We start from the raw sequence: 25,920 nt of genomic DNA, 5'->3' as shown, positions 1-25,920 counted from the left end.
ATCATGAGCCTGCCCAATCCCGCCGAACTGATCAGCCAGATAGCCGTGCGTCTCACCGCCCACCTGGAACAACGCGCCATCAGCGAGCCCCGCTATATCGGCATCCGTACCGGCGGCGTCTGGGTCGCCCAGGCCCTGCTCGCCGAACTGGGCAGCGACGCGCCGCTGGGCACCCTGGATGTGTCCTTCTACCGCGACGACTTCAGCCAGAACGGCCTGCATCCGCAAGTTCGCCCTTCCGAGCTGCCGTTCGAGATCGAGGGCCAGCACCTGATCCTGATCGACGACGTGCTGATGAGCGGCCGTACCATCCGCGCTGCCCTCAACGAGCTGTTCGACTACGGCCGCCCGGCCAGCGTGACCCTGGTCTGCCTGCTGGACCTGGACGCCGCCGAGCTGCCGATTCGTCCGAACGTGGTCGGCGCCACCCTGTCGCTGGCCGCCCACGAGCGGGTAAAATTGTCCGGTCCTGCGCCGCTTCAACTCGAGCTTCAAGACCTCGCCCTTTAATTCGCCCCTCTAAAGAGTCCATTGCGATGACGCCTCTAGACGCCAAGCGCCCGCTGCAGCTCAACGATCAGGGCCAGCTGCGCCACTTCCTCTCGCTCGACGGTCTGCGTCGCGAGCTGCTGACGGAAATCCTCGACACCGCCGACTCCTTCCTCGAAGTCGGCGCCCGGGCGGTGAAGAAAGTCCCTTTGCTGCGCGGCAAGACCGTGTGCAACGTGTTCTTCGAGAACTCCACCCGCACCCGTACCACCTTCGAACTGGCGGCCCAGCGCCTGTCGGCGGACGTGATCACGCTCAACGTGTCCACCTCCTCGGCCAGCAAGGGTGAAACCCTGCTCGACACCCTGCGCAACCTCGAAGCCATGGCCGCCGACATGTTCGTCGTGCGCCACGGCGACTCCGGCGCCGCGCACTTCATCGCCGAGCATGTGTGCCCGCAGGTGGCGATCATCAACGGCGGCGACGGCCGCCACGCCCACCCGACCCAGGGCATGCTCGACATGCTCACCATCCGTCGGCACAAGGGCGGTTTCGAAAACCTCTCGGTGGCCATCGTCGGCGACATCCTGCACTCGCGGGTAGCGCGCTCGAACATGCTGGCCCTGAAAACCCTGGGTTGCCCGGACATCCGCGTGATCGCGCCCAAGACCCTGCTGCCGATCGGCATCGAGCAATACGGGGTGAAGGTTTACACCGACATGGCCGAAGGCCTGAAAGATGTCGACGTGGTGATCATGCTGCGCCTGCAGCGCGAGCGCATGCAGGGCGGCCTGCTGCCGAGCGAGGGCGAGTTCTACCGCCTGTTCGGCCTGACCACCGCGCGCCTGGCCGGCGCCAAGCCGGACGCCATCGTCATGCACCCGGGCCCGATCAACCGCGGCGTGGAGATCGAATCGGCAGTGGCCGACGGTCCGCACTCGGTGATCCTCAACCAGGTGACCTACGGCATCGCGGTACGCATGGCCGTACTGTCCATGGCCATGAGCGGGCAGACCGCCCAGCGACAATTCGAGCAGGAGAACGCCCAGTGAAGCTCAGCATTCTCGGCGCCCGTGTCATCGATCCAAGCAGCGGCCTGGATCAAGTCAGCGATATCCATCTGGAAGCCGGCAAGATCGTCGCCATCGGCGCCGCGCCCGCCGGTTTCAGCGCGGTTGAAAGCCTCGACGCCAAGGGCCTGGTGGCCGCGCCCGGGCTGGTGGACCTGAACGTCTCCCTGCGCGAGCCGGGCTACAGCCGCAAAGGCACCATCGCCAGCGAAACCCGCGCCGCCGCGGCCGGTGGCGTCACCAGCCTGTGCTGCCCGCCGCGCACCAAGCCGGTGCTGGACACCTCGGCGGTAGCCGAGCTGATCCTCGATCGCGCCCGCGAGGCCGGCAACACCAAGGTGTTCCCGATCGGCGCCCTGAGCAAAGGCCTGGACGGCGAACAGCTGGCCGAGCTGATCGCCCTGCGCGACGCCGGTTGCGTGGCCTTCGGCAACGGCCTGGATGGCTTTCGCAGCACCCGCACCCTGTGCCGGGCTCTGGAATACGCGGCGACCTTCGACCTGACGGTGATTTTCCACTCCCAGGACCGCGACCTGGCCGAAGGCGGCCTGGCCCACGAAGGCGCCACCGCCAGCTTCCTCGGCCTGCCGGGCATTCCGGAAACCGCGGAAACCGTGGCCCTGGCCCGTGACCTGCTGCTGGTGGAGCAAAGCGGCGTGCGCGCCCACTTCAGCCAGCTGACCAGCGCACGGGGCGTGGCCCTGATCGCCCAGGCCCAGGCCCGCGGCCTGCCGGTGACCGCCGACGTGGCGCTGTACCAGCTGATCCTCACCGACGACGCGCTGATCGACTTCTCCAGCCTCTATCACGTCCAGCCACCGCTGCGCTCGCGCGCCGACCGCGAAGGCCTGCGCGAGGCCGTGAAGTCCGGGGTGGTCCAGGCCATCTCCAGCCATCACCAGCCCCACGAACGCGACGCCAAGCTGGCGCCTTTCGGCGCCACCGAGCCGGGCATCAGCAGCGTCGAGCTGCTGCTGCCGCTGGCCATGACCCTGGTGGAAGACGGTCTGCTCGACCTGCCGACCCTGCTGGCACGCCTGAGCAGCGGCCCGGCCGACGCCCTGCGCCTGCCAGCCGGCAAGCTGGCGGTGGGCGCTCCGGCGGACCTGGTGCTGTTCGACCCGAGCACGTCCACCGTGGCTGGCGAACACTGGTTGTCGAAAGGCGAGAACTGCCCGTTCCTCGGCCATAGCCTGCCGGGCGTGGTGCGTTACACCCTGGTGGATGGGCGGATCAGCCACAAGGGCTGACGGCCATGATCGCGAGCAAGCTCGCTCCTACAGGTACGGCGCAGACCCCATTGGCGCCGCACTTCTTCTGTAGGAGCGAGCTTGCTCGCGATGGCGCTCCTGTATTCAACGCCGCTGCGCGTTACGCAACGACACCTGGTCGTTCAGCGTCCAGAAGTCATACAAGACCCCCAGAAAGAACACCCCGCCAGTCAGCAGGTACAGCAGGCCGCTGATCCATTTGCCCTGATACATGCGGTGCACGCCGAAGATCCCGAGAAAGGTCAGGAGGATCCAGGTGACGCTGTATTCGATGGGTCCCGGAGTAAAACGCAGGTCGGCCTCACGGTCCATGGCCGGGATCAGGAACAGGTCGATCAGCCAGCCGATGCCCAGCAAGCCCAGGGTGAAAAACCAGAGGGTTCCGGTAACCGGCTTGCCGTAATAGAAGCGGTGAGAGCCGGTAAAACCGAAAATCCACAACAGGTAACCGATCACCTTGCTGTGGGTGTCATGGGTCGAACCGTCCGGGCGATAGGTGTTCATTGAGTACCTCGTTCCACGCAATAGATAAATTTTCTTTAATTCTTTGTGACTTTTTTACAGGCAACCGACGTGTGGCAAATGTTAAGGTCGCTGCCATGAAACCCTTGTACTGCCTGACTTCTGTCGGACAATTGCGTCAATTTGCCGCCTCTTCAGCGAATTTGACCTCCAGGTTGAATCGACCAACGGCCTGAGAAGTGACAAAAAAGCTGTTATAAAGTTGCGCGCTAACCCATATGAGCCTTGCCTAATGCGTCCATTTTTCAAGACATGGCTAACCATTTGCCTATTGATGCCACTGGCCGCCCACGCCACCAATCGTGAGCAACGTCTTCCCAACGTGAACGGCTTCACTCCAAAAGCCCACGTCACCCAAATCAGCAAGAACAGCTCCAAGAACAAGCTGTCGGTCAAACGCCCGACTCACCTGAGCAGCGTCAGCAGCAAGCCGGTACCGCAGATGGCGGCCAAGCAGAGCAGCACCGTGCTCAGCCGTGCCGTCAACGTACTGGGTACCCCTTACCGTTGGGGCGGCAGCAGCCCAAGTAAAGGCTTCGACTGCAGCGGCCTGGTGAAATACGCGTTCAACGACGTCGCCGCCGTCGATCTGCCACGCACCTCGAACGCCATGGCCAGCGGTCACGGGCAGAAAGTCGAGCGCAAGGACCTCAAGCCTGGCGACCTGCTGTTCTTCAACCTCAAGAGCCGCCGGGTCAACCACGTCGCCATCTACCTGGGCAACGATCGCTTCATCCACGCGCCGCGCCGCGGCAAGTCGGTGACCATCGATACCCTGAAGAAGCCGTACTGGGACAAGAACTACGTAGTGGCCAAGCGGGTCCTGCCAAAAGAGCAGAACACCCTGCGCATCGTTCAGCGCTGATCGCTCTCCCTGATCGCGAGTCATCGAGCCACCACGCTCAATGGCTCGCGATTGCATTGGCCGCCCCGATACCTCTTCAAATACTGTCCGGCGCCCGCGCCTTTTCCCGGGCGTGCTCCCGGCTGACCAGCCCCGCATCCACCAGCGTCTTCAGGCTCATGTCCAGGGTCTGCATCCCCAGCGCCCCGCCGGTCTGGATCGCCGAGTACATCTGCGCCACCTTGTCCTCGCGGATCAGGTTACGGATCGCCGCGCTGCCCAGCATGATCTCGTGAGCCGCTACCCGGCCTCCGCCGATACGCTTCACCAGCGCCTGGGAAACCACCGCCTGCAGCGACTCCGAGAGCATGGAGCGAACCATCGCCTTCTCCTCGGCCGGAAACACGTCCACCACCCGGTCCACGGTTTTCGCCGCCGACGTGGTGTGCAGGGTGCCGAACACCAGATGCCCGGTCTCCGCGGCGGTCAGCGCCAAGCGGATGGTTTCCAGATCGCGCATTTCCCCCACCAGAATCACATCCGGGTCTTCGCGCAAGGCCGAGCGCAAGGCCGTGGAGAAGCTGCGGGTGTCGCGATGCACCTCGCGCTGGTTGATCAGGCACTTCTTCGATTCGTGGATGAACTCGATGGGGTCCTCGATGGTGAGGATGTGCTGGTGCCGGCTCTGGTTCAGGTGATCGATCATCGCCGCCAGGGTGGTCGACTTGCCCGAACCGGTCGGCCCGGTCACCAGCACCAGGCCGCGGGGCACTTCGCTGATCCGGCGAAACACCTCGCCCATGCCCAGTTCGTCCAGGCTCGGTACCTTGGCCGCAATGCTGCGAAAGACCGCGCCACCGCCGCGCTGATGGTTGAAGGCATTGACCCGAAAACGCGCCAGGCCCGGCACCGAGAAGGAAAAGTCGATCTCCAGCGCGGCCTTGAACTCGGCCCGCTGCGGATCAGTCATGCTGGCCAGGATCAGCTCGTGCACCTGTTGCGCCTCCAGCACCGGCAGGTTGATCCGGCGAATATCGCCGTCGATACGAATCATCGGCGGCAAACCGGCCGAGAGGTGCAGGTCCGAAGCGCCCTGTTTGACGCTGAAGGCCAGCAACTCAGTGATATCCATAGCGTTCCCCAATTCCAGTAGAATGCCGCGAACCCAAGACCCGCTGGCGTACATCGAATGTCCACGATAGCAGACAACATCGCCCTGGTTAGCGCACGGATCCGTGCCGCGGCGCAGGCCTCGCAACGTGACGAAAGCAACATCCATCTGCTGGCCGTGAGCAAGACCAAGCCCGCCGCGGCGCTGCGTGAAGCCTACGCGGCCGGTCTGCGCGACTTCGGCGAGAACTACCTGCAAGAAGCCCTGGGCAAACAGGCGGAACTTGGCGACCTGCCCTTGAGTTGGCACTTCATCGGCCCCATTCAGTCGAACAAGACGCGAGCTATCGCCGAGAACTTCGCCTGGGTGCATTCCGTGGATCGCTTGAAAATCGCTCAACGCCTGTCCGAGCAACGCCCGGCCGACTTGCCGCCGCTGAACATCTGCATTCAGGTCAATGTCAGTGGCGAGGCCAGCAAATCTGGTTGCACGCCGGCCGACCTGCCGGCCCTGGCCAGCGCCATCAGCGCCTTGCCGCGCCTGAAACTGCGCGGGCTGATGGCGATTCCCGAGCCAACCAAAGACCGAGCCGCCCAGGACGCCGCCTTCGCAGCCGTGCGCAGCCTGAACGACAACCTGCGCAAAAGCCTGGACCTGCCAACCGACACACTTTCCATGGGCATGAGCCACGACCTCGAAGCGGCCATTGCCCAGGGCGCCACCTGGGTACGTATCGGTACCGCTTTGTTTGGCGCACGCGATTATGGCCAGCCATGACTGTGGCGGCCTCACCTCTGAATAAGGACCTGTCATGAGCAAGACTCGTATCGCCTTTATCGGCGCCGGCAACATGGCTGCCAGCTTGATCGGCGGCCTGCGCGCCAAGGGCCTGGACGCCAGCCAGATCCGCGCCAGCGACCCGGGCGCCGAAACCCGCGCCAAGGTCCAGGCCGAGCACGGCATTGAACTGTTCGCCGACAACGCCGAAGCCATCGACGGCGTCGACGTGGTGGTGCTGGCGGTCAAGCCACAGGCCATGAAGGCCGTGTGCGAAGCCCTGCGCCCCAGCCTGAAACCGCACCAGTTGATCGTGTCCATCGCCGCCGGCATCACCTGCGCCAGCATGAACAAGTGGCTCGGCGAGCAGCCGATCGTGCGTTGCATGCCCAACACCCCGGCCCTGCTGCGCCAGGGCGCCAGCGGCCTGTACGCCACCGCCGCGGTGAGCGCGGCGCAACGCCAGCAGGCCGAAGAACTGCTGTCGGCCGTGGGCATCGTCCTGTGGCTGGAACAGGAGCAGCAACTGGACGCGGTGACCGCCGTGTCCGGCAGCGGTCCGGCGTATTTCTTCCTGCTGATCGAAGCCATGACCGCCGCCGGCGAGAAACTCGGCCTGCCACGGGAAACCGCCCGCCAACTGACCCTGCAAACCGCGCTGGGCGCGGCGCACATGGCGGCCTCCAGCGACGTGGACGCGGCCGAACTGCGCCGCCGCGTGACCTCGCCGGCCGGGACCACGGAAGCCGCGATCAAGTCGTTCCAGGCCAGTGGCTTCGAAGCCCTGGTGGAAAAAGCATTGGGTGCCGCCGCGCACCGCTCGGCCGAGATGGCCGAACAACTGGGCCAATAAGGAGCCAATGATGATTGGATTGAACACTGCGGCGGTGTACGTGCTGCAAACCCTGGGCAGCCTGTACCTGCTGATCGTGCTGCTGCGCTTCGTGCTGCAACTGGTACGCGCCGACTTCTACAACCCGCTGTGCCAGTTCGCCGTGCGCGCCACCCAGCCGCTGCTCAAGCCGATGCGCCGGGTCATCCCGAGCCTGTTCGGCCTGGACATGTCGTCGCTGATCCTGGCGATCGTCGTGCAACTGCTGCTGATGGCCCTGACCCTGCTGCTGACCTACGGCACCACCGGCAACCCGCTGCAACTGCTGATCTGGTCGATCATTGGCGTGACCGCGCTGTTCATGAAGATTTTCTTCTTCGCCCTGATCATCAGCGTGATCCTTTCCTGGGTCGCCCCGGGCAGCCATAACCCGGGCGCCGAGTTGGTCAACCAGATCTGCGAGCCGGCCCTGGCGCCGTTCCGCCGCATCCTGCCGAGCATGGGCGGCCTGGATATCTCGCCAATCCTGGCGTTCATGGTGCTCAAGCTGATCGACATGCTGGTGATCAACAACCTGGCGGCCATGACCATGATGCCGGAAATCCTGCGTCTGCTGATCTGACCCGGCCTCTGTGATGAGTTACTTTCGCTGGGACGGCGACGACCTGATCCTGGAGTGCCACCTGCAACCTGCGGCCCGTAGCGATGATTTCGCCGGGCTGCATGGTGAGCGCCTGAAGATCCGCCTCACCGCGCCACCGGTGGAGGGCAAGGCCAACGCTTATTTGATGGCGTTCCTGGCCAAGGCCTTCGGCGTGTCCAAGAGCCAGGTCAGCCTGATCAGCGGCGAGCTGAACCGGCAGAAACGGGTGCGGATCAACGCGCCGAAGAAACTGCCGGACCTGCCGGACTTACAGCGTCCGTCCTGATCACTCTCTGTAGCCGCTGCCGCAGGCTGCGATAAGGGCCGAAGGCCCTTCGAGGCCCTCAAGAGCACGTCTCCTGCGGAGCCGATCGCAGCCTGCGGCAGCGGCTACAAGGTTCGTCACAAGTCGCGGGAGAATCAGCCCCGGCCTTTGCTTGCCGCTGGGGGCAGCGGTCTTTAGACTTACGCCTCATTTAAACGAGAGCAGGGTCGATGCCAACTGCCTTTCCCGCCGATTCCGTTGGTCTGGTGACGCCGCAAGTGGCGCATTTCAGCGAGCCCCTGGCCCTGGCCTGCGGCCGCTCCCTGCCAGCCTATGATCTGATCTACGAGACCTACGGCCAGCTGAACGCCACGGCGAGCAATGCCGTGCTGATCTGCCACGCCCTGTCCGGCCATCACCACGCCGCCGGCTACCACAGCCCCGACGACCGCAAGCCGGGCTGGTGGGACAGCTGCATCGGCCCGGGCAAGCCGATCGACACCAACAAGTTCTTCGTCGTCAGCCTGAACAACCTCGGCGGCTGCAACGGCTCCACCGGTCCGAGTAGCGTCAACCCGGACACCGGCAAGCCGTTCGGCGCCGATTTCCCGGTGCTGACCGTGGAAGACTGGGTGCACAGCCAGGCGCGCCTGGCCGACCGCATCGGCATCTCGCAGTGGGCCGCCGTGATCGGCGGCAGCCTGGGCGGCATGCAGGCCCTGCAATGGACCATCACCTACCCGGACCGGGTGCGCCATTGCCTGGCCATCGCCTCGGCGCCCAAGCTGTCGGCACAGAACATCGCCTTCAACGAAGTGGCGCGCCAGGCCATCCTCACCGACCCCGAATTCCACGGCGGTTCGTTCCAGGAACAGGGCGTGATCCCCAAGCGCGGGCTGATGCTGGCGCGGATGGTCGGGCACATCACCTACCTGTCCGACGACTCCATGGGCGAGAAATTCGGCCGTGGCCTGAAGAGCGAAAAGCTCAACTACGACTTCCACAGCGTCGAGTTCCAGGTCGAAAGCTACCTGCGTTATCAGGGCGAGGAGTTCTCCGGGCGGTTCGACGCCAACACCTACCTGCTGATGACCAAGGCCCTGGATTATTTCGATCCGGCGGCGAACTTCGACGATAACCTGGCGAAAACCTTCGAAGGCGCCAAGGCCAAGTTCTGCGTGATGTCCTTCACCACCGACTGGCGCTTCTCCCCGGCCCGCTCGCGGGAGCTGGTGGATGCCCTGATGGCCGCGCGCAAGGACGTCAGCTACCTGGAAATCGATGCCCCACAGGGCCACGACGCCTTCCTGATTCCGATCCCGCGTTACCTGCAGGCGTTCGGCAACTACATGAACCGTATAACGCTGTGAGGACGCCATGAGAGCCGATCTGGAAATCATCCAAGAATGGATCCCCGCCGGCAGCCGCGTGCTCGACCTCGGTTGCGGCAATGGCGAACTGCTGAGCTGGCTGCGCGATCACAAGCAAGTCACCGGCTATGGCCTGGAAAACGACCCGGACAACATCGCCGAGTGCGTGGCCAAGGGCATCAACGTCATCGAGCAGGACCTGGACAAGGGCCTGGGCAACTTCGCCAGCAACAGCTTCGATATCGTGGTCATGACCCAGGCCCTGCAGGCCGTGCACTACCCGGATCGGATCCTCGACGAAATGCTGCGGGTCGGCCGCCAGTGCATCATCACCTTCCCCAACTTCGGCCACTGGCGCTGCCGCTGGTACCTGGCCAGCAAGGGACGGATGCCGGTCTCGGAATTCCTGCCGTACACCTGGTACAACACGCCGAACATCCACTTCTGCACGTTCGAGGACTTTGAAGAGCTTTGCCGCGAACGTGAAGCCAAGGTCATCGATCGCCTTGCGGTGGATCAACAGCACCGGCACGGGTGGGCCAGTAAGCTATGGCCTAATCTGTTAGGTGAGATCGGCATCTACCGCGTCAGCAGCCCCGGCCTGCAGGATCACCAGATCGCGGTATAAACCAGGTTCAAAAGGAGAACGATCATGGGTCGCTTGGTTACTTTTCTATTGGCAGCGTGCCTGAGCGCATCGGCGATGGCCGCCGAGCCCATCAAGGGCGAGCGCCAGGAAGTGTTCGGTGACGTGACCGTGCACTACAACACCTTCAACTCCACCTTCCTGCAACCGGATATCGCCAAGGCTGCGGAGCTGGTGCGCAGCAAGAACCAGGGCGTGATCAACGTTTCCGTGCTCAAGGCCGGCAAACCGCTGGTCGCCCAGGTCACCGGGACCGTCAAGGACCTGACCAGCCAGTCGGTGCCGCTGAAATTCAAGCAGGTCACCGAACAGGGCGCGATCTACTACATCGCCCAGTACCCGGTGGAACAGCAGGAAACCCGCACCTTCGAAATCAAGGTGCAGACCGGTGACGCGATCAACACCATCAACTTCAACCAAGAGCTTTTCCCCGGCGAATGATGACTTTTACCCAACTCGTACTGGCCAGCCATAACGCCGGCAAGCTCAAGGAACTCCAGGCCATGCTCGGCGACTCGGTGCACCTGCGCTCGATCGGCGAGTTCAGCAGCGTCGAACCGGAAGAAACCGGCCTGTCGTTCGTCGAGAACGCCATCCTCAAGGCCCGCAACGCGTCGCGCATTTCCGGCCTGCCGGCGCTGGCGGACGATTCCGGCCTGGCGGTGGATGTCCTCGGCGGCGCGCCGGGTATCTACTCGGCGCGCTACGCCGACGGCCAGGGCGACGCGGCGAACAACGCCAAGCTGCTGGACGCCCTGAAGGACGTTCCCGAGGCCGAGCGCGGCGCGCAGTTCGTCTGCGTCCTGGCGCTGGTGCGACATGCCGAGGATCCGCTGCCGATCCTCTGCGAAGGCCTGTGGCACGGGCGCATCCTCACGGCCGCCAGCGGCGAACACGGTTTCGGCTACGACCCGCTGTTCTGGGTGCCGGAGCGCAACTGCTCCAGCGCCGAGCTGGACCCGATCCAAAAGAACCAACTCAGCCATCGCGCCCGCGCCATGGCCATTCTGCGGCAACGCCTGAGCCTGCAATGACCATTGATTCGTCCGCGCCACCGCTGATTCTCGGCGGTGCGCAAACGCCCCGGGCGGCCCTGCCCCAACTGCCGCCCCTGGCGCTGTACATCCACATCCCGTGGTGTGTACGCAAATGCCCTTACTGCGACTTCAACTCCCACGCCGCCAGCCCGGTGCTGCCGGAAGAAGAGTACGTCGACGCCCTGCTGGCCGACCTCAACCAGGACCTGCCCGCCGTCTACGGCCGCGAGCTGAGTTCGATCTTCTTCGGCGGCGGCACGCCGAGCCTGTTCAGCGCCCAGGCCCTAGGCCGGTTGCTCAAAGGCGTGGAGCAACGCATCCCGTTCGCCCGCGACATCGAGATCACCCTGGAAGCCAACCCCGGGACCTTCGAACAGGAGAAGTTCACCGCCTATCGCGCCCTGGGCATCAATCGCCTGTCGATCGGCATCCAGAGTTTCCAGGAAGACAAGCTCAAGGCCCTGGGCCGCATCCACAATGGCGACGAAGCCGTGCGCGCCGCCGGCATGGCGCGCCAGGCCGGGTTCGACAACTTCAACCTGGACCTGATGCACGGCCTGCCCGACCAGTCCCTGGACGACGCCCTGGGCGACCTGCGCCAAGCCATCGCCATGAAACCGACCCACCTGTCCTGGTACCAGCTGACCCTGGAACCCAATACGGTGTTCTGGAACCAGCCGCCAACGCTGCCGGAAGACGACACCCTGTGGGACATCCAGGAAGCCGGCCAGGCGCTTTTGGCCGAGTACGGCTATGCCCAGTACGAAGTCTCGGCCTATGCCCAGCCCGGCCGGGCGGCCCGGCACAACCTCAATTACTGGAGCTTCGGCGACTTCATCGGCATCGGCGCCGGGGCACACGGCAAGCTCAGCCATCCGGACGGGCGCATCGTGCGCACCTGGAAGACCCGCCTGCCCAAGGACTACCTCAACCCGGCGAAAAACTTCAAGGCCGGCGAAAAGGACCTGAGCAATGAAGAGCTGCCGTTCGAGTTCCTGATGAACGCCCTGCGCCTGACCGAAGGCGTCGAGGCGCGGCTGTATCCGGAGCGTACCGGGCTACCCCTGGAAAGCCTCGCCGAAGGTCGCCGCGACGCCGAACAAAGCGGCCTGTTACAGGTCGAACCGTCACGCCTGGCCGCCACCCCGCGCGGCCAGCTGTTCCTCAATGACTTACTGCAGAAATTTCTGAGCTGATTTCAGCCCTAAGGGAAAACGAATGGATTTGATACTCGACCTGCTCGCTACCGTGTCCCGCTGGAGTCGCAGCAACCTTTCAGAAATCTCCCTGGCCCTCGTCGGCTGCCTGTTGGTGCTGTTCGGCGCCGATATCAAGGGCTGGGTCGAAGCACGCCTGGGTGGCCTCGCCGGCGCCCTGCGCGTACCGATGATGGCGCTGCTGTGCATGATCGGCAGCGGTGCCGCGCTGATCTACGCCACGCCGTGGATCGTCCGCGGCCTGAGCCAGTTCAACAACTACAGCCTGGCGCCGGTGCTGCTGGTGGTGCTGGTGTTGATCGGCGTCGTCGCCGACCGCCGATAAGCCGCGCCCCGTAGGAGCGAAGCTTGCTCGCGATAGCGGACTTCGCAGCGCCGCTATCTTTCAGCCTGGCAGCCGATCGCGAGCAATCGAGCATCGAACGGATGCTCCTACACAGCAGGGCTTACGCCAGCTTTTCGAACTTCAGATCCCACACCCCATGGCCCAGGCGCTCGCCGCGGCGCTCGAACTTGGTGATCGGGCGCTCGGCCGGGCGTGGCACGCACTTGCCGTCTTCGGCCAGGTTGCGGTAACCCGGCGCGACATTCATCACTTCCAGCATGTACTCGGCGTAAGGCTCCCAGTCGGTGGCCATATGCAGGATGCCGCCGACCTTCAGCTTGCTGCGCACCAGCTCGGCGAAGGACGCCTGGACGATACGCCGCTTGTGGTGACGGCTCTTGTGCCACGGATCGGGGAAAAACAGCATCAGGCGATCCAGGCTGTTATCGGCGATGCAGCGGTTGAGCACTTCGATCGCATCGCAATCGTAGACCCGCAGGTTGGTCAGGCCCTGGGTCAGCACGCCGTTGAGCAACGCGCCGACACCCGGACGGTGCACTTCCACACCAATGAAATCCTGCTCCGGCGCGGCCGCGGCCATTTCCAGCAGCGAGTGGCCCATGCCGAAGCCGATTTCCAGGGAGCGTGGCGCCGAGCGACCAAACACCTGATCGAAATCCATCGGCGCGTCGGCCAGCGGCAGCACATACCGCGGCGCGCCCTGCTCCAGGCCGCGCTGCTGGCCTTCGGTCATGCGCCCGGCGCGCATCACGAAACTCTTGATGCGGCGGTGTTGGCGCTCGTCGCCGGCTTCCGGCTGGATTGGCGTGTCGTTTGATTCAGTCATCAATGGCTCTTACTTGATCAGACCATCCAGCGGCGAGGAGGCGCTGGCATAGAGTTTCTTCGGCATGCGGCCGGCGAGGTACGCCAGGCGGCCTGCCACAATGGCGTGCTTCATGGCTTCGGCCATCAGCACCGGTTGTTGCGCATGGGCGATGGCCGAGTTCATCAGCACCGCTTCGCAACCCAGTTCCATGGCGATGGTAGCGTCGGAGGCAGTGCCGACACCGGCATCCACCAGCACCGGGACCTTGGCTTCTTCGAGGATGATCTGCAGGTTGTACGGGTTGCAGATCCCCAGGCCGGTACCGATCAGGCCGGCCAGCGGCATGACCGCGATGCAGCCCATTTCCGCCAGCTGGCGGGCGATGATCGGGTCATCGCTGGTGTACACCATCACGTCGAAACCTTCCTTGACCAGCACTTCGGCGGCCTTGAGGGTTTCCAGCACGTTGGGAAACAGGGTTTTCTGGTCGGCCAGCACTTCCAGCTTCACCAGATTGTGACCGTCGAGCAGCTCACGGGCCAGGCGGCAGGTGCGCACGGCCTCGACCGCGTCATAGCAGCCAGCGGTGTTCGGCAGGATGGTGTAGCGATCCGGCGGCAGGATATCCAGCAGGTTCGGTTCGCCCGGGTTCTGCCCGATATTGGTCCGGCGCACGGCGACGGTGACGATCTCGGCCCCCGAGGCTTCGATGGCCAGGCGGGTTTCTTCCATGTCACGGTACTTGCCGGTGCCTACCAGCAAACGCGACTGGTAAGTACGACCGGCCAGGACGAAAGGCTTGTCGCTACGAACGTTGCTCATCGGAAATCCTCTGTTGGGGTGAGGTTCTTGCAGAATTCTTTATTAGACCAAACGCCGTGAAAACGTAGCGAGCGAAGGCAAGACAAGGCAAAAACAGGCGAGGAACGGTTGGAGTCGCACCCGACTTTACTGGCTGTAAATGAGCATTCCGAGCCTGTTTTTAACGCAGTATTGCGCGCGAAGCCTGCAGTAGTTTTCACGGTGTTTGGCTAGCCGCCGCCGATGGCGTGTACCACTTCGACCTGATCGCCCTCGTTGAGGGTGGTCTCGGCGTGCTGGCTGCGCGGGACGATATCCAGGTTGAGTTCGACCGCGATCCGGCGTCCGGTCAGGTCCAGACGGGTCAGCAGGGCCGCAACGGTTTCGCCGTCGGGCAGTTCAAAGGATTCGCCGTTCAACTGAATGCGCATGCCGAATGCCGCCATCATTTTTAGGGGCCAGCATTCTAGCCCGATCAGTCTGGCCGACCCAAGCCATTCGTCTCGAAATGGACCTGCCGGTCAGCTCAACCGCCAGGCGGCAAGACCCAGGCACAACCAGCCGACCAGGAAGGCCAGGCCACCGAAGGGGGTGACGATGCCCAGCTTGCTGAAACCGGTCAGGGTCAGCAGGTAGAGGCTGCCGGAAAACAGCAGGATGCCGATGGCGAACGAAGCGCCGGCCCAGGTCGCCAGGCGGCCGGGAATCTGCGTGGCCAGCAGCGCCACCCCCAGCAGCGCCAGGGTGTGCACCAGCTGGTAGGTGACGCCGGTATGGAAAATCGCCAGGTATTCCGCGCTCAGGCGATTTTTCAGGCCGTGGGCGGCAAATGCGCCCAGGGCAACGCCGGTAAAGCCGAAAAAGGCGGCCAGCATCAGGAAGCCACGCAGCATGAGGAACTCCAGTCAGAATCGTCGGTCGGGCCTGTATAATGGCGCGCTCAACGGGTTCGGCCAAGCCATCTCTATGCTGCGTTTATTTTTCCGTCGTTTCTCTAAAGCCCTGCTCTGGTTCACCGTCGGCAGCGTTTTGCTGGTGCTGGTGTTCCGCGTCGTGCCGCCTCCGGGCACGGCCTTGATGGTCGAACGCAAGATCGAATCCTGGATCGACGGCGAGCCCATCGACCTGCAACGCAGCTGGAAACCCTGGGACGAAATCTCCGACGACCTGAAGGTGGCGGTGATCGCCGGCGAAGACCAGAAGTTCCCTGAACACTGGGGGTTCGACATTGGCGCGATCCAGGCCGCCTTCGCCCACAACGAGCGCGGCGGCTCGATTCGCGGCGCCAGCACCCTGAGCCAGCAGGTGGCGAAGAACCTGTTCCTGTGGTCTGGGCGCAGTTGGTTGCGCAAAGGGCTGGAAGCCTGGTTCACCGGGCTGATCGAGATCTTCTGGCCCAAGCAACGGATTCTCGAGGTCTACCTCAACAGCGTCGAGTGGGACGAAGGCGTATTTGGCGCCGAGGCCGCGGCGCGGCATCACTTCGGTGTCAGCGCGGGCTCGCTGTCGCGGCAACAGGCCAGCCTGCTGGCCGCGGTCCTGCCCAACCCTCGGGTATGGAGCGCCAGCCATCCGAGCGGCTACGTGGCACAACGGGCCGGCTGGATCCGCCGACAGATGAGCCAGTTGGGTGGCGACAGCTACCTGCTGGGCCTGAACGATTCGCGCAAGGCGCTGTGGGCGCAGTGACGCCCAGGATCTGATCGCGCCACAGGCCCGCGTCTTCTTCTGTAGGAGCGAAGCTTGCTCGCGATAGCATCCCCACAGACACCACCACTCCAACGCCACAAACAAAAACGCCCCGATCGGATCGGGGCGTTTTTTATTGCGTGGCCGTATTACGCGGCAATCGACAGCTTGAGCTTGTTCATCGCGCTCTTCTCGAGCTGACGGATACGCTCGGCCGACACGTTGTACTTCTGCGCCAGGTCGTGCAGCGTGGCTTTCTCTTCCGCCAGCCAGCGCTGGTAGAGAATGTCGCGGCTGCGGTCGTCCAGCACTTCCAGCGCCTCGTGCAGGTTGCTGGTGGAGTTGTCGGTCCAGTCGGCATCTTCCAACTGACGGGCCGGATCGTACCGGTGGTCTTCCAGGTAGTTAGCCGGCGATTGGAAGGCGCTGTCGTCATCCGCTTCGGCGGCTGGGTCGAAGGCCATGTCATGGCCGGTCAGGCGGCTTTCCATCTCGCGCACTTCGCGCGGCTCCACACCGAGGCTTTCCGCCACACGATGGACTTCTTCGTTGTTCAACCAGGCCAGGCGTTTCTTCTGGCTGCGCAGGTTGAAGAACAGCTTGCGCTGGGCCTTGGTGGTCGCGACTTTCACGATGCGCCAGTTGCGCAGGATGAACTCGTGGATTTCCGCCTTGATCCAGTGCACGGCGAACGAAACCAGACGCACACCCATTTCCGGGTTGAAGCGTTTTACAGCCTTCATCAGCCCGACATTGCCTTCCTGAATCAGGTCGGCCTGGGCCAGACCGTAGCCGGAATAGCTACGGGCGATATGTACGACAAAACGCAGGTGGGCGAGCACCATCTGCCGAGCCGCCTCAAGATCCTGCTCATAGTAGAGACTCTCGGCCAGTTCACGCTCCTGCTCGGGCGTCAGCAATGGAATGCTGTTTACCGTGTGCACATAGGCCTCCAGGTTCGCACCCGGGACCAAGGCATAAGCAGGTTGCAAAGAAGTGGTCATACGAAAAAACCTCCGACTCACATAACTCGTGCTTATTCAGCACTGCTGAAAATTGACCGGAAACCGCAAAACAAGTTCCCAAAAATTCTAAAAGGTCAATACAAGCAAAAAGACACTATTTCGGCGCCAGCTCCCGCAAGTGGCGGGCGACCGCAATCCACGCACCGATATACCCCAACAACACCGCACCAAGCAAGAGTGATAGACCATCGGCGACCGGCACGCCAGCCAAGGCAAAATCACTGCCGTACAAACCGGCCAGCCCCACCACCGCGTCGTTCAGCCAATCGAGGCCGAACGCCAGAACACCCCAGGACAGAACCCCCGCACCGAAGCCATACAGGGCGCCCATATAAAGGAAGGGACGCCGCACATAACTGTCCGTGCCGCCGACGAGTTTAATCACTTCTATCTCGGTGCGGCGGTTTTCAATATGAAGACGAATGGTATTGCCTATCACCAAAAGTAATGCAGAAACCAACAACACCGTCAGACCGAAGACAAACCGGTCGCCCAGCTTGAGGATCGCCGCCAGCCGCTCGACCCACACCAGGTCCAGTTGCGCCTGCTGCACCTTGGGCATTTGGGCCAGGCGCTGACGCAAGGCTTCCAGGGTTGCCTTGTCCACTTCGTTCGGCGTGACCAGAACCACGCCCGGCAGCGGGTTCTGCGGCAACTCCTTGAGCGCCTCGCCCAGCCCGGACTGCTGCTGGAACTCGTCCAGGGCCTTGTCCTTGCTGATGAACTCGGCATCCGCCACGCCCGGCATGGCCTTGATCTGCTCGCTCAGGCTTTCGCCCTCGGTGGCGCTGGCGTCGAGTTCCAGGTACAGGGAAATCTGCGCCGCGCGCTGCCAGGAACCGCCCAGGCGCTCGACGTTGTTGAGCAACAACGACAAGCCCATCGGCAGGCTCAGGGCCACGGCCATCACCAGGCAGGTGAAGAAGCTACCGATCGGTTGCTTGCCCAGGCGACGCAGGCTGTCCAGCAGGCTGGCGCGATGACTTTCGATCCAGGCGTGCAGCAGGGTGCCGAAATCCGGACCGTCGTCTTCGTCGCGCTTTTTCTTCTGCGGCGGCTGGTCCGAGGCTTTCGGAGCCACGCGTTCGGCCACTTTGGGGCTGCGGGTCGCACTCATACGCCAGCCTCCCCGTCGCCGATCAATCGGCCGCGTTGCAGGGTCAACATGCGGTGACGCATGCGCGCGATCAGCGCCAGGTCGTGACTGGCGATCAGCACGCTGGTGCCCAGACGGTTGATATCTTCGAATACGCCCATGATTTCCGCCGCCAGACGCGGGTCGAGGTTACCTGTGGGTTCGTCCGCCAGCAGCAAGGCCGGACGGTGCACGATGGCGCGGGCAATGCCGACGCGCTGCTGCTGACCGGTGGACAGGTCGCCCGGGTAGAGATCGGTCTTGTCCGAGAGCGCCACGCGCTCCAGGGCCGAGTCCACGCGCTTGGCGATTTCAGCCTTGGACAGGCCGAGGATCTGCAGCGGCAAGGCGACGTTGTTGAAAACGGTGCGATCGAACAGCAGTTGGTGGTTCTGGAACACTACGCCGATCTGCCGCCGCAGGAACGGAATCTGCGCATTGCTGATGGTGCTCAGGTCCTGACCGGCCAACAGCAGCTTGCCACTGGTTGGGCGCTCCATGGCCAGCAGCAACCGCAGCAGCGTGGACTTGCCGGCGCCGGAGTGGCCGGTGACGAACAGAAACTCGCCGCGACGAACCCGGAAACTCAGCTCGTGCAGGCCGACATGGCCATTCGAGTAACGCTTACCGACCTGTTCGAAACGAATCATGAACGCTCCCGCTCGGCAAACAGTGCCTGGACAAAGGGTTCGGCTTCAAAGGTACGCAGGTCGTCGATGCCCTCACCGACGCCGATGTAGCGGATCGGCAGGCCGAACTGCTTGGCCAGGGCGAAGATCACCCCGCCCTTGGCGGTGCCATCGAGCTTGGTCAGGGCCAGGCCGGTCAGCTCGACCGTCTGGTTGAACTGCTTGGCCTGGTTGATGGCGTTCTGACCAGTACCGGCATCGAGCACCAGCAGCACTTCGTGCGGCGCGTCGGCGTCCAGCTTGCCGATCACCCGGCGAACCTTCTTCAACTCTTCCATCAGGTTGTCTTTGGTGTGCAGGCGACCGGCGGTGTCGGCGATCAGCACATCGATGCCACGAGCCTTGGCAGCCTGCACGGCGTCGAAGATCACCGAAGCCGAATCGGCGCCGGTGTGCTGGGCGATGACCGGGATCTTGTTGCGCTCGCCCCAGACTTGCAGCTGTTCCACCGCCGCGGCGCGGAAGGTGTCGCCCGCGGCGAGCATGACCTTCTTGCCTTCGAGCTGCAGCTTCTTGGCCAGCTTGCCGATGGTGGTGGTCTTGCCGGCGCCGTTGACGCCCACCACCAGAATCACGAACGGCTTGGTTTGCGAAGCGATCCGCAGCGGCTGCTCCACCGGCTTGAGCATGCTCGCCAGTTCGGCCTGCAGCGACTTGTACAGCGCATCGACGTCGGTCAGTTGTTTGCGCGCGACCTTCTGGGTCAGGTTCTGAATGATCACCGCGGTGGCTTCCACGCCCACGTCAGCGGTCAGCAGGCGGGTCTCGATATCTTCCAGCAACTCGTCGTCGATGGTCTTCTTGCCCAGGAACAGGCTGGCCATGCCTTCGCCGATGCTGGCGCTGGTCTTGGACAGGCCCTGCTTGAGGCGGGCGAAGAAGCCGACCTTGTTTTCCTCGGCACGGGGCGGCTCGGCGACAGCGGGCGCTTCGACCGCCGCGACTGGAGCAACTGGAGCAACTGGAGCAACTGGAGCAACTGGAGCAACTGGAGCAACGACAACCGGGGCAGACTCCGGTTCTGGAACAGGTTCGGGTTTCACGAAAGCCGCGATCACCGGTTGTGGCACATCCTCTTCTTCAATCTGCGCCTGGGCTTCAGCTGGCTCGCTGCTGTGTGCCAACTCGGCCACCAACAGCTCGGCGGCTTGCTGCAGATCGGTCGCGGCCGGAATCGGCGGGGTGATGTGCGGCGCCTGCTCGTCTTCCACCAACGCCACCGGTTCTTCCGCCACCGGCAGGGTCAGCCAGGGCTTGTGCTCGGGATCGGGGGTCAGCGGCAGTTCCGGCGCGGGAGCAGGTTCGGCCGCTGGTGCGGGCTGTTCAGGCTGCCGGATCGGCTCGGCGATCGGCGACACCACAGGAGCGGCAACTTCGGCAACCGGGGCTTGCTCTATCACGGGAGCGGGAGCCGGGGCAGGCTCGACAGGGACTTGTGGCTGTTCGACGACGGTTTCCTGCGGCTTTTTGCGCAGCCATCCGAACAGGCCTTTCTTTTCGCCAGCCGCGGCTGGGGTCTTCTTGTCGTCGTTGGAACCAAACATGGAGGACGGCTATCTCAAGGTAGCGACGCGCCATCAAGGCGCACCGGCAAATAAATATTCGATGCAGAACAGACTGCGTTTCCGCCGGCTTGTTCACGCGCAACATTTTGTCGAGGTGCCCAATGGCATCTCAAGGATCGATTTTACTAAAGGACTGAAACGGCAAAATCGGCGAAAAGTCGAAGTTTAGCTGGTAAATCCAGACTTCTTGCCGGAAACCCATACAACCTGATCAAGCACACTCTGATCTGTGAAGGCCTGATAGGCGTGGCCGCCAGTAAAACGGATCAGTATCCTAGCACCTCCTCGCCCGTAGGCTAAGACCAAGCGGGCAGTCCAACAGGTTTAAAAAACGAATGAATGCTCTAGCCCGCCGCGCCGCAGGCCTGCTGCTCAGTACGGTTTGTCTGCCCCTTTCAGCCTTGGCTGCCGATCCACAACCCACCCACGAATTCACCCTCGACAACGGCCTCAAGATCGTGGTCCGCGAAGACCATCGGGCTCCGGTCGTGGTCTCCCAGGTCTGGTACAAAGTCGGCTCCAGCTACGAAACCCCGGGCCAGACCGGTTTGTCCCACGCCCTGGAACACATGATGTTCAAAGGCAGCGAAAAGGTCGGCCCCGGCGAAGCCTCGCTGATCCTGCGCGACCTGGGCGCCGAAGAAAACGCCTTCACCAGCGACGATTTCACCGCCTATTACCAGGTGCTGGCCCGTGACCGCCTGGGCGTGGCCTTCGAGCTGGAAGCCGATCGCATGGCCAGCCTGCGCCTGCCGCCCGACGAGTTCAGCCGCGAAATCGAAGTGATCAAGGAAGAGCGCCGCCTGCGCACCGACGACAAGCCGATGTCCAAGGCCTTCGAGCGCTTCAAGGCGATGGCCTACCCGGCCAGCGGCTACCACACGCCGACCATCGGCTGGATGGCCGACCTCAACCGGATGAAGGTCGAGGAACTGCGCCACTGGTATGAATCCTGGTACGTGCCGAACAACGCCACCCTGGTGGTGGTCGGCGACGTGGCCCCGGACGAAGTCAAAACCCTGGCCCAACGTTATTTCGGCGCCATTCCCAAGCGCGCCGTGCCCGCGGCGAAGATTCCCCTGGAACTGGCCGAGCCCGGCGAGCGGCAGATCACCCTGCGGTTGAAGACCCAACTGCCGAGCGTGATGCTGGCCTTCAACGTGCCGAGCATCGCCACCGCCGAAGACAAGCATTCGGTGCACGCCCTGCGCCTGATCGCCGCGCTGCTCGACGGCGGCTACAGCGCCCGCATCCCGACTCGCCTGGAGCGCGGCGAAGAGCTGGTGTCCGGCGGCTCGTCGAGCTTCGACGCCTACACCCGCGGCGACAGCCTGTTCCTGCTTTCGGCCATGCCCAACAGTCAGAAGAAGAAAACCATCGCCCAGGCCGAAGCCGGGCTGTGGCGCCTGCTCGAAGAGCTGAAAACCACCCCGCCGACCGCCGAAGAACTGGAACGCGTGCGCGCCCAGGTGATCGCCGGCCTGGTCTACGAGCGTGACTCCATCACCAGCCAGGCCACCGCCATCGGCCAAATGGAAACCGTCGGCCTGTCCTGGAAGCTCATGGACACCGAACTCGCCGAACTGCAAAGCGTGACCCCTGAAGACATCCAGAAGGCCGCTCGTACCTATTTCACCCGCGAACGCCTGAGCGTTGCCCACGTATTGCCTGAGGAGTCCGCTCATGAGTAAGCGCAAAAGCGCCAGCCCGGTCCTGCTCGGCCTGGCACTCGTGGCCCTGATCACCGCCGCCGGCCTTTATCTGCTGCGCGCGGACCAATCCGACGCCAGCCAGGCGCTGGACAAGGCCAAGAGCAGCCAGAAGCTGCAATCCTTGACCGAGCTCGACGGCAAGGCCCCAAGCCGCCGCAGCCTCGACATCAAGACCTGGAGTACCGCCGAAGGCGCCAAGGTGCTGTTCGTCGAAGCCCATGAGCTGCCGATGTTCGACATGCGCCTGACCTTCGCCGCCGGCAGCAGCCAGGATGGCGACGCGCCAGGCCTGGCGATGCTGACCAACGCCATGCTCAACGAAGGCGTGGCCGGCAAGGATGTCGGCGCGATCGCCGAAGGTTTCGAGGGCCTGGGTGCCGATTTCGGCAACGGTGCCTACAAGGACATGGCCATCGCGTCCCTGCGCAGCCTCAGCGCACCGGACAAACGCACGCCGGCCCTGCAGCTGTTCGCCGATGTCATCGGCAAGCCGACCTTCCCGGCCGACTCCCTGGCGCGCATCAAGAACCAGATGCTCGCCGGCTTCGAGTACCAGAAGCAGAACCCCGGCAAGCTGGCGAGCCTGGAACTGATGAACCGCCTGTACGGCAGCCATCCGTATGCCCATTCCAGCGATGGCACCGCGCAGAGCGTGCCGCCGATCAGCCTGGCCCAACTGCGGGCGTTCCACGCCAAGGCCTATGCCGCCGGCAACGTGGTGATCGCATTGGTGGGCGACCTGTCGCGCAGCGATGCCGAGGCGATTGCCGCGCAGATCTCCGCCGCCCTGCCCAAAGGCCCGGCGCTGGCGAAAATCCCGCAACCGAGCGAGCCACAAGCCAGCATCGGCCATATCGAATACCCCTCCAGCCAGACCAGCCTGCTGCTGGCGCAACTGGGCATCGATCGTGACGACCCGGACTACGCCGCGTTGTCCCTGGGCAACCAGATCCTTGGCGGTGGCGGTTTTGGCACCCGGCTGATGAGCGAAGTGCGCGAGAAGCGCGGCCTGACCTACGGCGTCTACTCCGGCTTCAGCCCGATGCAGGCCCGTGGCCCGTTCATGATCAACCTGCAAACCCGTGCCGAAATGAGCGAGGGCACCCTCAAGCTGGTGCAGGACGTGCTCGCCGACTACCTCAAGACCGGCCCGACCCAGAAGGAACTCGACGACGCCAAGCGCGAACTGGCCGGCAGCTTCCCGCTGTCCACCGCCAGCAACGCCGACATCGTCGGCCAACTGGGCGCCATCGGCTTCTACAACCTGCCGCTGAGCTATCTTGAAGACTTCATGCAGCAGTCCCAGAGCCTGACCGTGGAGCAGGTCCGGGACGTGCTGAACAAGCACCTGGGCGCCGACAAGATGGTCATCGTCACCGCCGGCCCGACCGTGCCGCAAAAGCCGTTGCCGGCCCCTACTGACAAACCCGCCGAGCAGCCGCTCGGGGTTCCGGAGCACTAATGGCCAGCCCATCGCGTCCCAGCAAGAAACCCGTCCACAACCAGCACAACGGTGTGGGCCAACTGCGCATCATCGGCGGCGAGTGGCGCAGCCGCCGCCTGAGCTTCCCCGATGTGCCGGGCCTGCGCCCGACTCCGGACCGGGTGCGCGAAACCCTGTTCAACTGGCTGGCGCCCTATGTCGCCGGGGCCAAGGTGCTCGACCTGTTCGCCGGCAGCGGCGCGCTGTTTCTCGAAGCCCTGTCCCGTGGCGCCGCCATGGGCCAGGCGCTGGATGCCAGCAACCTGGCCGTGTCGCGCCTGCGCGAACACCTGGGCACCCTGCGCTGCACCGTCGGCCAGGTGCAGACCGCCGACGCCCTGCGTTACCTGGAAACCCAGCCGGCCAGCCGTTTCGACCTGGTGTTCCTCGACCCGCCGTTCCATCAGAACCTGCTGCCGGCCGCCTGTGCCCTGCTGGAAGAACGCGACTGGCTGGCCGACGACGCCTGGGTCTATACCGAAAGTGAAACCGCGCCTTCGACCCTCGGCCTCCCGGCGAACTGGCGCCTGCACCGCGAGCAAAAATCCGGGCAGGTGTACTACGCCTTGTGGCAACGTACGGCAGAGATCGCCGGTTAAACCACTGGCCTGAAAAGGTGCGCAACCCCGCCGGGGACGCGCACCGCTGCTACGAGAATCACCGTGCCTACTCCGTCAGATCGCTTCATTCCCGCCTTCGGCCTCGGCAACCCGCACCTGCAGACCCTGTGGGGCCCGCTATGGCGCAAGACCACTCACCTCGAGCGCCAGCGCGAACGCCTGTGGCTCGACGACGGCGACTTTCTCGATCTCGACTGGCACGGCCCGCACTCCGCCACCGCGCCCCTGGTGCTGGTGCTGCACGGCCTGTCCGGCTCTTCCAACTCGCCTTACGTGGCCGGCCTGCAAAAGGCCCTGGCGGGCCAGGGCTGGGCCAGCGCGGCGTTGAACTGGCGCGGCTGCTCGGGCGAACCCAACCTGCTGCCGCGCAGCTATCACTCGGGGGCCAGCGAAGACCTGGCCGCCGCCATCGACCACCTGCGCAGCAAACGCCCGCAGGCCCCGCTGTTCGCGGTGGGCTACTCGCTGGGCGGCAATGTATTGCTCAAGCACCTGGGGGAAAGCGGCAGCGCCAGCCAGCTGCAAGGCGCCGTCGCGGTGTCGGTGCCGTTTCGCCTGGACCAGTGCGCCGACCGCATCGGCCAGGGGTTTTCCAAGGTCTACCAGGCGCATTTCATGCGCGAGATGCTGGCCTACATCAAGGACAAGCAACGCCAGTTCCAGCACGACGGGCGCCATGAGGGCCTGGCCGTGCTGGAGCGGCTGGGGCCGCTGGAGAAGATGCGCACCTTCTGGGACTTCGACGGCCGGGTCACCGCGCCGCTGAATGGCTTCGCCGATGCCCAGGACTATTACCGGCGCGCCTCCAGCCGTTATTTCCTCGGGGAAATCCGCACGCAAACCCTGATTATCCAGGCCGCGGACGATCCTTTCGTGTTCCCCCACAGCCTGCCGGAAGCCGGCGAGCTGTCCGACAGCACCCACCTCGAGCTGCAGGCCAAGGGTGGGCACGTCGGTTTTGTCGAGGGTTCGGTGAAGACTCCGGGTTACTACCTGGAGCGGCGCATTCCCCAGTGGCTGTCCAACCTGGGGGGCGAGTTGCGATGAATGGCGGCCAGGGCGAGTCGATCCGTTTCTGGCAGACCGCGCCCCTGGCCGGCGTGGAGTTGCTGGCCGCGCGCTACATCGAGCATCGCTTCGTGCCCCATGTGCATGACGGCTATGTGATCGGCATGATCATGGACGGCGCCCAGCGCTACCGTTATCGCGGCGCCGAGCATCTGGCGGGGCGTGGCACCCTGGTGCTGATCAACCCGGACGAGCTGCACACCGGCCACAAAGGCACCGAGGACGGCTGGCTGTACCGGGCGTTTTATCCGGACAACGCGCAGATCCTCGCCATGCTCGGCGAGCTGGAACTACCCACCGACAGCCTGCCGGCCTTCGGCGCTACGCTGTATCGCGACCCCGATCTGGTCAGCGGTTTCTGCCAGTTGCATCAACTGCTGGAAAGCCCGGCCACCGCCCTGCAACAACAGACCCTGTGGCGGGAAATGATGCTCTTGCTACTGCGGCGTCACGCCGGGATCAAGGCGCCGGGCAAACCCGGGCGGGAACACCGGGCGATCGTCCAGGCCAAGGAGTTGCTGCAAGCGCAGCTGGCGGCCCCGCCCTCCCTGGAGGAACTGGCCGCGGCGGTGAATCTCTCGCCGTTCCATTTCGCCCGGGTGTTCCGCCGCGCCACCGGCATGCCGCCGCACACCTGGCTGATGCAACAGCGCATCGCCCAGGCCCGGGCACTGCTGCGCGACGGCTGCCTGCCGCTGGAAGTGGCGACACAATTGGGGTTCGCCGACCAGAGCCATCTGAGCCGGCAGTTCAAGCAGGTCTACGGCGTGGGGCCGGCGGCCTATCGCAGCGCCCGCCAGTCCCTCTGAAACAGCGCCTGCCCCTGTAGGAGCGAAGCTTGCTCGCGAAAACATCTCAGGCGAGGCGGTCCAGCAGAAACAACGC

Annotated in this window: 30 protein-coding genes; 20 read left to right on the top strand and 10 right to left on the bottom strand. The window is 64.0% G+C overall.

What is annotated here, in order from left to right:
• The first annotated feature begins 3 nt into the window (after nucleotides 1-3).
• Genes pyrR through AC07PQ_RS17175 form a run of 3 tightly spaced genes read left to right on the top strand, consistent with a single transcriptional unit; the run spans nucleotide 4 to nucleotide 2,809 of the window.
• On the top strand, nucleotides 4-510 hold the full coding sequence (pyrR, locus tag AC07PQ_RS17185; protein WP_493185940.1) for a bifunctional pyr operon transcriptional regulator/uracil phosphoribosyltransferase PyrR: 507 nt from the start codon (nucleotides 4-6) through the stop codon (nucleotides 508-510).
• 26 nt (nucleotides 511-536) lie between these two features.
• Nucleotides 537-1,541, top strand: coding sequence for an aspartate carbamoyltransferase catalytic subunit (locus AC07PQ_RS17180; protein ID WP_007929978.1), 1,005 nt, complete (start codon nucleotides 537-539; stop codon nucleotides 1,539-1,541).
• Complete coding sequence (locus tag AC07PQ_RS17175; protein WP_007929979.1) at nucleotides 1,538-2,809, top strand: dihydroorotase; 1,272 nt, start codon at nucleotides 1,538-1,540, stop codon at nucleotides 2,807-2,809. Before AC07PQ_RS17180 ends, AC07PQ_RS17175 begins: the two co-directional genes overlap by 4 nt.
• Before the next feature lie 105 nt (nucleotides 2,810-2,914).
• Here the strand turns inward: AC07PQ_RS17175 and AC07PQ_RS17170 are convergent, their stop codons facing one another.
• Entirely contained in the window at nucleotides 2,915-3,334 is a 420-nt protein-coding gene (locus AC07PQ_RS17170) for an NINE protein (RefSeq protein ID WP_493185939.1), read from the bottom strand.
• 250 nt (nucleotides 3,335-3,584) lie between these two features.
• Here AC07PQ_RS17170 and AC07PQ_RS17165 point away from each other — a divergent pair, with 250 nt between their 5' ends.
• Complete coding sequence (locus tag AC07PQ_RS17165; RefSeq protein ID WP_007929981.1) at nucleotides 3,585-4,217, top strand: C40 family peptidase; 633 nt, start codon at nucleotides 3,585-3,587, stop codon at nucleotides 4,215-4,217.
• A 76-nt stretch (nucleotides 4,218-4,293) separates the two neighbouring features.
• Here AC07PQ_RS17165 and AC07PQ_RS17160 read toward each other — a convergent pair whose 3' ends face one another.
• Nucleotides 4,294-5,328, bottom strand: a complete 1,035-nt coding sequence (locus tag AC07PQ_RS17160) for a type IV pilus twitching motility protein PilT (RefSeq protein ID WP_493185938.1) — start codon at nucleotides 5,326-5,328, stop codon at nucleotides 4,294-4,296.
• Between the two features lie 57 nt (nucleotides 5,329-5,385).
• Between AC07PQ_RS17160 and AC07PQ_RS17155 the strand changes: the two genes are divergently transcribed.
• The 10 genes from AC07PQ_RS17155 to AC07PQ_RS17110 all read left to right on the top strand — a co-directional run bounded on the left by AC07PQ_RS17155 (nucleotide 5,386) and on the right by AC07PQ_RS17110 (nucleotide 12,419).
• Nucleotides 5,386-6,084, top strand: a complete 699-nt coding sequence (locus tag AC07PQ_RS17155) for a YggS family pyridoxal phosphate-dependent enzyme (protein WP_493185937.1) — start codon at nucleotides 5,386-5,388, stop codon at nucleotides 6,082-6,084.
• A 34-nt stretch (nucleotides 6,085-6,118) separates the two neighbouring features.
• Nucleotides 6,119-6,937: a pyrroline-5-carboxylate reductase gene (gene proC, locus AC07PQ_RS17150; protein ID WP_493185936.1), complete on the top strand. Its 819-nt coding sequence runs from the start codon at nucleotides 6,119-6,121 to the stop codon at nucleotides 6,935-6,937.
• 10 nt (nucleotides 6,938-6,947) lie between these two features.
• Nucleotides 6,948-7,538, top strand: a complete 591-nt coding sequence (locus tag AC07PQ_RS17145) for a YggT family protein (protein ID WP_007929986.1) — start codon at nucleotides 6,948-6,950, stop codon at nucleotides 7,536-7,538.
• 13 nt (nucleotides 7,539-7,551) lie between these two features.
• Nucleotides 7,552-7,845: a DUF167 domain-containing protein gene (locus AC07PQ_RS17140; protein WP_007929988.1), complete on the top strand. Its 294-nt coding sequence runs from the start codon at nucleotides 7,552-7,554 to the stop codon at nucleotides 7,843-7,845.
• A 209-nt stretch (nucleotides 7,846-8,054) separates the two neighbouring features.
• Nucleotides 8,055-9,194, top strand: coding sequence for a homoserine O-succinyltransferase MetX (metX, locus tag AC07PQ_RS17135; protein ID WP_493185935.1), 1,140 nt, complete (start codon nucleotides 8,055-8,057; stop codon nucleotides 9,192-9,194).
• 7 nt (nucleotides 9,195-9,201) lie between these two features.
• Entirely contained in the window at nucleotides 9,202-9,822 is a 621-nt protein-coding gene (gene metW / locus AC07PQ_RS17130) for a methionine biosynthesis protein MetW (protein WP_007921185.1), read from the top strand.
• Nucleotides 9,823-9,846: 24 nt separating this feature from the next.
• Nucleotides 9,847-10,281 carry a DUF4426 domain-containing protein gene (locus tag AC07PQ_RS17125; RefSeq protein WP_007921193.1) on the top strand — a complete coding sequence of 145 codons (435 nt, stop codon included), beginning with the start codon at nucleotides 9,847-9,849 and terminating at the stop codon, nucleotides 10,279-10,281.
• Complete coding sequence (gene rdgB, locus AC07PQ_RS17120; protein WP_493185934.1) at nucleotides 10,278-10,874, top strand: RdgB/HAM1 family non-canonical purine NTP pyrophosphatase; 597 nt, start codon at nucleotides 10,278-10,280, stop codon at nucleotides 10,872-10,874. Before AC07PQ_RS17125 ends, rdgB begins: the two co-directional genes overlap by 4 nt.
• Complete coding sequence (hemW, locus tag AC07PQ_RS17115; protein WP_493185933.1) at nucleotides 10,871-12,073, top strand: radical SAM family heme chaperone HemW; 1,203 nt, start codon at nucleotides 10,871-10,873, stop codon at nucleotides 12,071-12,073. The genes rdgB and hemW overlap by 4 nt, the downstream gene beginning before the upstream one ends.
• A 22-nt stretch (nucleotides 12,074-12,095) precedes the next feature.
• Nucleotides 12,096-12,419: a DUF3392 domain-containing protein gene (locus tag AC07PQ_RS17110; RefSeq protein ID WP_007921199.1), complete on the top strand. Its 324-nt coding sequence runs from the start codon at nucleotides 12,096-12,098 to the stop codon at nucleotides 12,417-12,419.
• Nucleotides 12,420-12,540: 121 nt separating this feature from the next.
• On the opposite strand, the gene trmB is transcribed toward AC07PQ_RS17110, so the two are convergent.
• The 4 genes from trmB to AC07PQ_RS17090 all read right to left on the bottom strand — a co-directional run bounded on the left by trmB (nucleotide 12,541) and on the right by AC07PQ_RS17090 (nucleotide 14,942).
• Nucleotides 12,541-13,266: a tRNA (guanosine(46)-N7)-methyltransferase TrmB gene (gene trmB / locus AC07PQ_RS17105; RefSeq protein ID WP_493185932.1), complete on the bottom strand. Its 726-nt coding sequence runs from the start codon at nucleotides 13,264-13,266 to the stop codon at nucleotides 12,541-12,543.
• A 9-nt stretch (nucleotides 13,267-13,275) separates the two neighbouring features.
• Nucleotides 13,276-14,070 carry a thiazole synthase gene (locus AC07PQ_RS17100; protein ID WP_007921204.1) on the bottom strand — a complete coding sequence of 265 codons (795 nt, stop codon included), beginning with the start codon at nucleotides 14,068-14,070 and terminating at the stop codon, nucleotides 13,276-13,278.
• Nucleotides 14,071-14,279: 209 nt separating this feature from the next.
• Nucleotides 14,280-14,480 carry a sulfur carrier protein ThiS gene (gene thiS, locus AC07PQ_RS17095; RefSeq protein WP_007921206.1) on the bottom strand — a complete coding sequence of 67 codons (201 nt, stop codon included), beginning with the start codon at nucleotides 14,478-14,480 and terminating at the stop codon, nucleotides 14,280-14,282.
• Nucleotides 14,481-14,570: 90 nt separating this feature from the next.
• On the bottom strand, nucleotides 14,571-14,942 hold the full coding sequence (locus tag AC07PQ_RS17090; RefSeq protein ID WP_101336195.1) for a DUF423 domain-containing protein: 372 nt from the start codon (nucleotides 14,940-14,942) through the stop codon (nucleotides 14,571-14,573).
• A 73-nt stretch (nucleotides 14,943-15,015) separates the two neighbouring features.
• Here AC07PQ_RS17090 and mtgA point away from each other — a divergent pair, with 73 nt between their 5' ends.
• A complete protein-coding gene (mtgA, locus tag AC07PQ_RS17085) occupies nucleotides 15,016-15,738 on the top strand; it encodes a monofunctional biosynthetic peptidoglycan transglycosylase (protein ID WP_493185931.1) in 723 nt (240 codons plus the stop codon).
• A gap of 149 nt (nucleotides 15,739-15,887) precedes the next feature.
• Here the strand turns inward: mtgA and rpoH are convergent, their stop codons facing one another.
• From rpoH to ftsY, 4 genes are all read right to left on the bottom strand, one after another.
• On the bottom strand, nucleotides 15,888-16,742 hold the full coding sequence (rpoH, locus tag AC07PQ_RS17080) for an RNA polymerase sigma factor RpoH (RefSeq protein WP_007921212.1): 855 nt from the start codon (nucleotides 16,740-16,742) through the stop codon (nucleotides 15,888-15,890).
• Between the two features lie 115 nt (nucleotides 16,743-16,857).
• Nucleotides 16,858-17,880, bottom strand: coding sequence for a permease-like cell division protein FtsX (gene ftsX, locus AC07PQ_RS17075; RefSeq protein WP_007921215.1), 1,023 nt, complete (start codon nucleotides 17,878-17,880; stop codon nucleotides 16,858-16,860).
• Complete coding sequence (gene ftsE / locus AC07PQ_RS17070) at nucleotides 17,877-18,548, bottom strand: cell division ATP-binding protein FtsE (RefSeq protein ID WP_007921216.1); 672 nt, start codon at nucleotides 18,546-18,548, stop codon at nucleotides 17,877-17,879. The genes ftsX and ftsE overlap by 4 nt, the downstream gene beginning before the upstream one ends.
• A complete protein-coding gene (ftsY, locus tag AC07PQ_RS17065; RefSeq protein ID WP_493185930.1) occupies nucleotides 18,545-20,131 on the bottom strand; it encodes a signal recognition particle-docking protein FtsY in 1,587 nt (528 codons plus the stop codon). The genes ftsE and ftsY overlap by 4 nt, the downstream gene beginning before the upstream one ends.
• 356 nt (nucleotides 20,132-20,487) lie before the next feature.
• Here ftsY and AC07PQ_RS17060 point away from each other — a divergent pair, with 356 nt between their 5' ends.
• From AC07PQ_RS17060 to AC07PQ_RS17040, 5 genes are all read left to right on the top strand, one after another.
• Nucleotides 20,488-21,843: a M16 family metallopeptidase gene (locus AC07PQ_RS17060; RefSeq protein WP_493185929.1), complete on the top strand. Its 1,356-nt coding sequence runs from the start codon at nucleotides 20,488-20,490 to the stop codon at nucleotides 21,841-21,843.
• Complete coding sequence (locus AC07PQ_RS17055; protein WP_493185928.1) at nucleotides 21,836-23,326, top strand: M16 family metallopeptidase; 1,491 nt, start codon at nucleotides 21,836-21,838, stop codon at nucleotides 23,324-23,326. Before AC07PQ_RS17060 ends, AC07PQ_RS17055 begins: the two co-directional genes overlap by 8 nt.
• Nucleotides 23,326-23,946 (top strand): 16S rRNA (guanine(966)-N(2))-methyltransferase RsmD, encoded by a 621-nt coding sequence (rsmD, locus tag AC07PQ_RS17050; RefSeq protein WP_009046042.1) that lies wholly within the window; start codon nucleotides 23,326-23,328, stop codon nucleotides 23,944-23,946. The genes AC07PQ_RS17055 and rsmD overlap by 1 nt, the downstream gene beginning before the upstream one ends.
• 63 nt (nucleotides 23,947-24,009) lie before the next feature.
• Complete coding sequence (locus AC07PQ_RS17045) at nucleotides 24,010-25,014, top strand: hydrolase (protein ID WP_493185927.1); 1,005 nt, start codon at nucleotides 24,010-24,012, stop codon at nucleotides 25,012-25,014.
• Nucleotides 25,011-25,844, top strand: coding sequence for an AraC family transcriptional regulator (locus AC07PQ_RS17040; RefSeq protein WP_007921226.1), 834 nt, complete (start codon nucleotides 25,011-25,013; stop codon nucleotides 25,842-25,844). Before AC07PQ_RS17045 ends, AC07PQ_RS17040 begins: the two co-directional genes overlap by 4 nt.
• Nucleotides 25,845-25,920 lie beyond the last annotated feature (76 nt).

Source organism: Pseudomonas sp. GW821-FHT09E12 (assembly GCF_059416085.1).
Note: the sequence above shows the minus strand (reverse complement) of the source record. Positions and strands in the feature narration are given on the sequence as shown.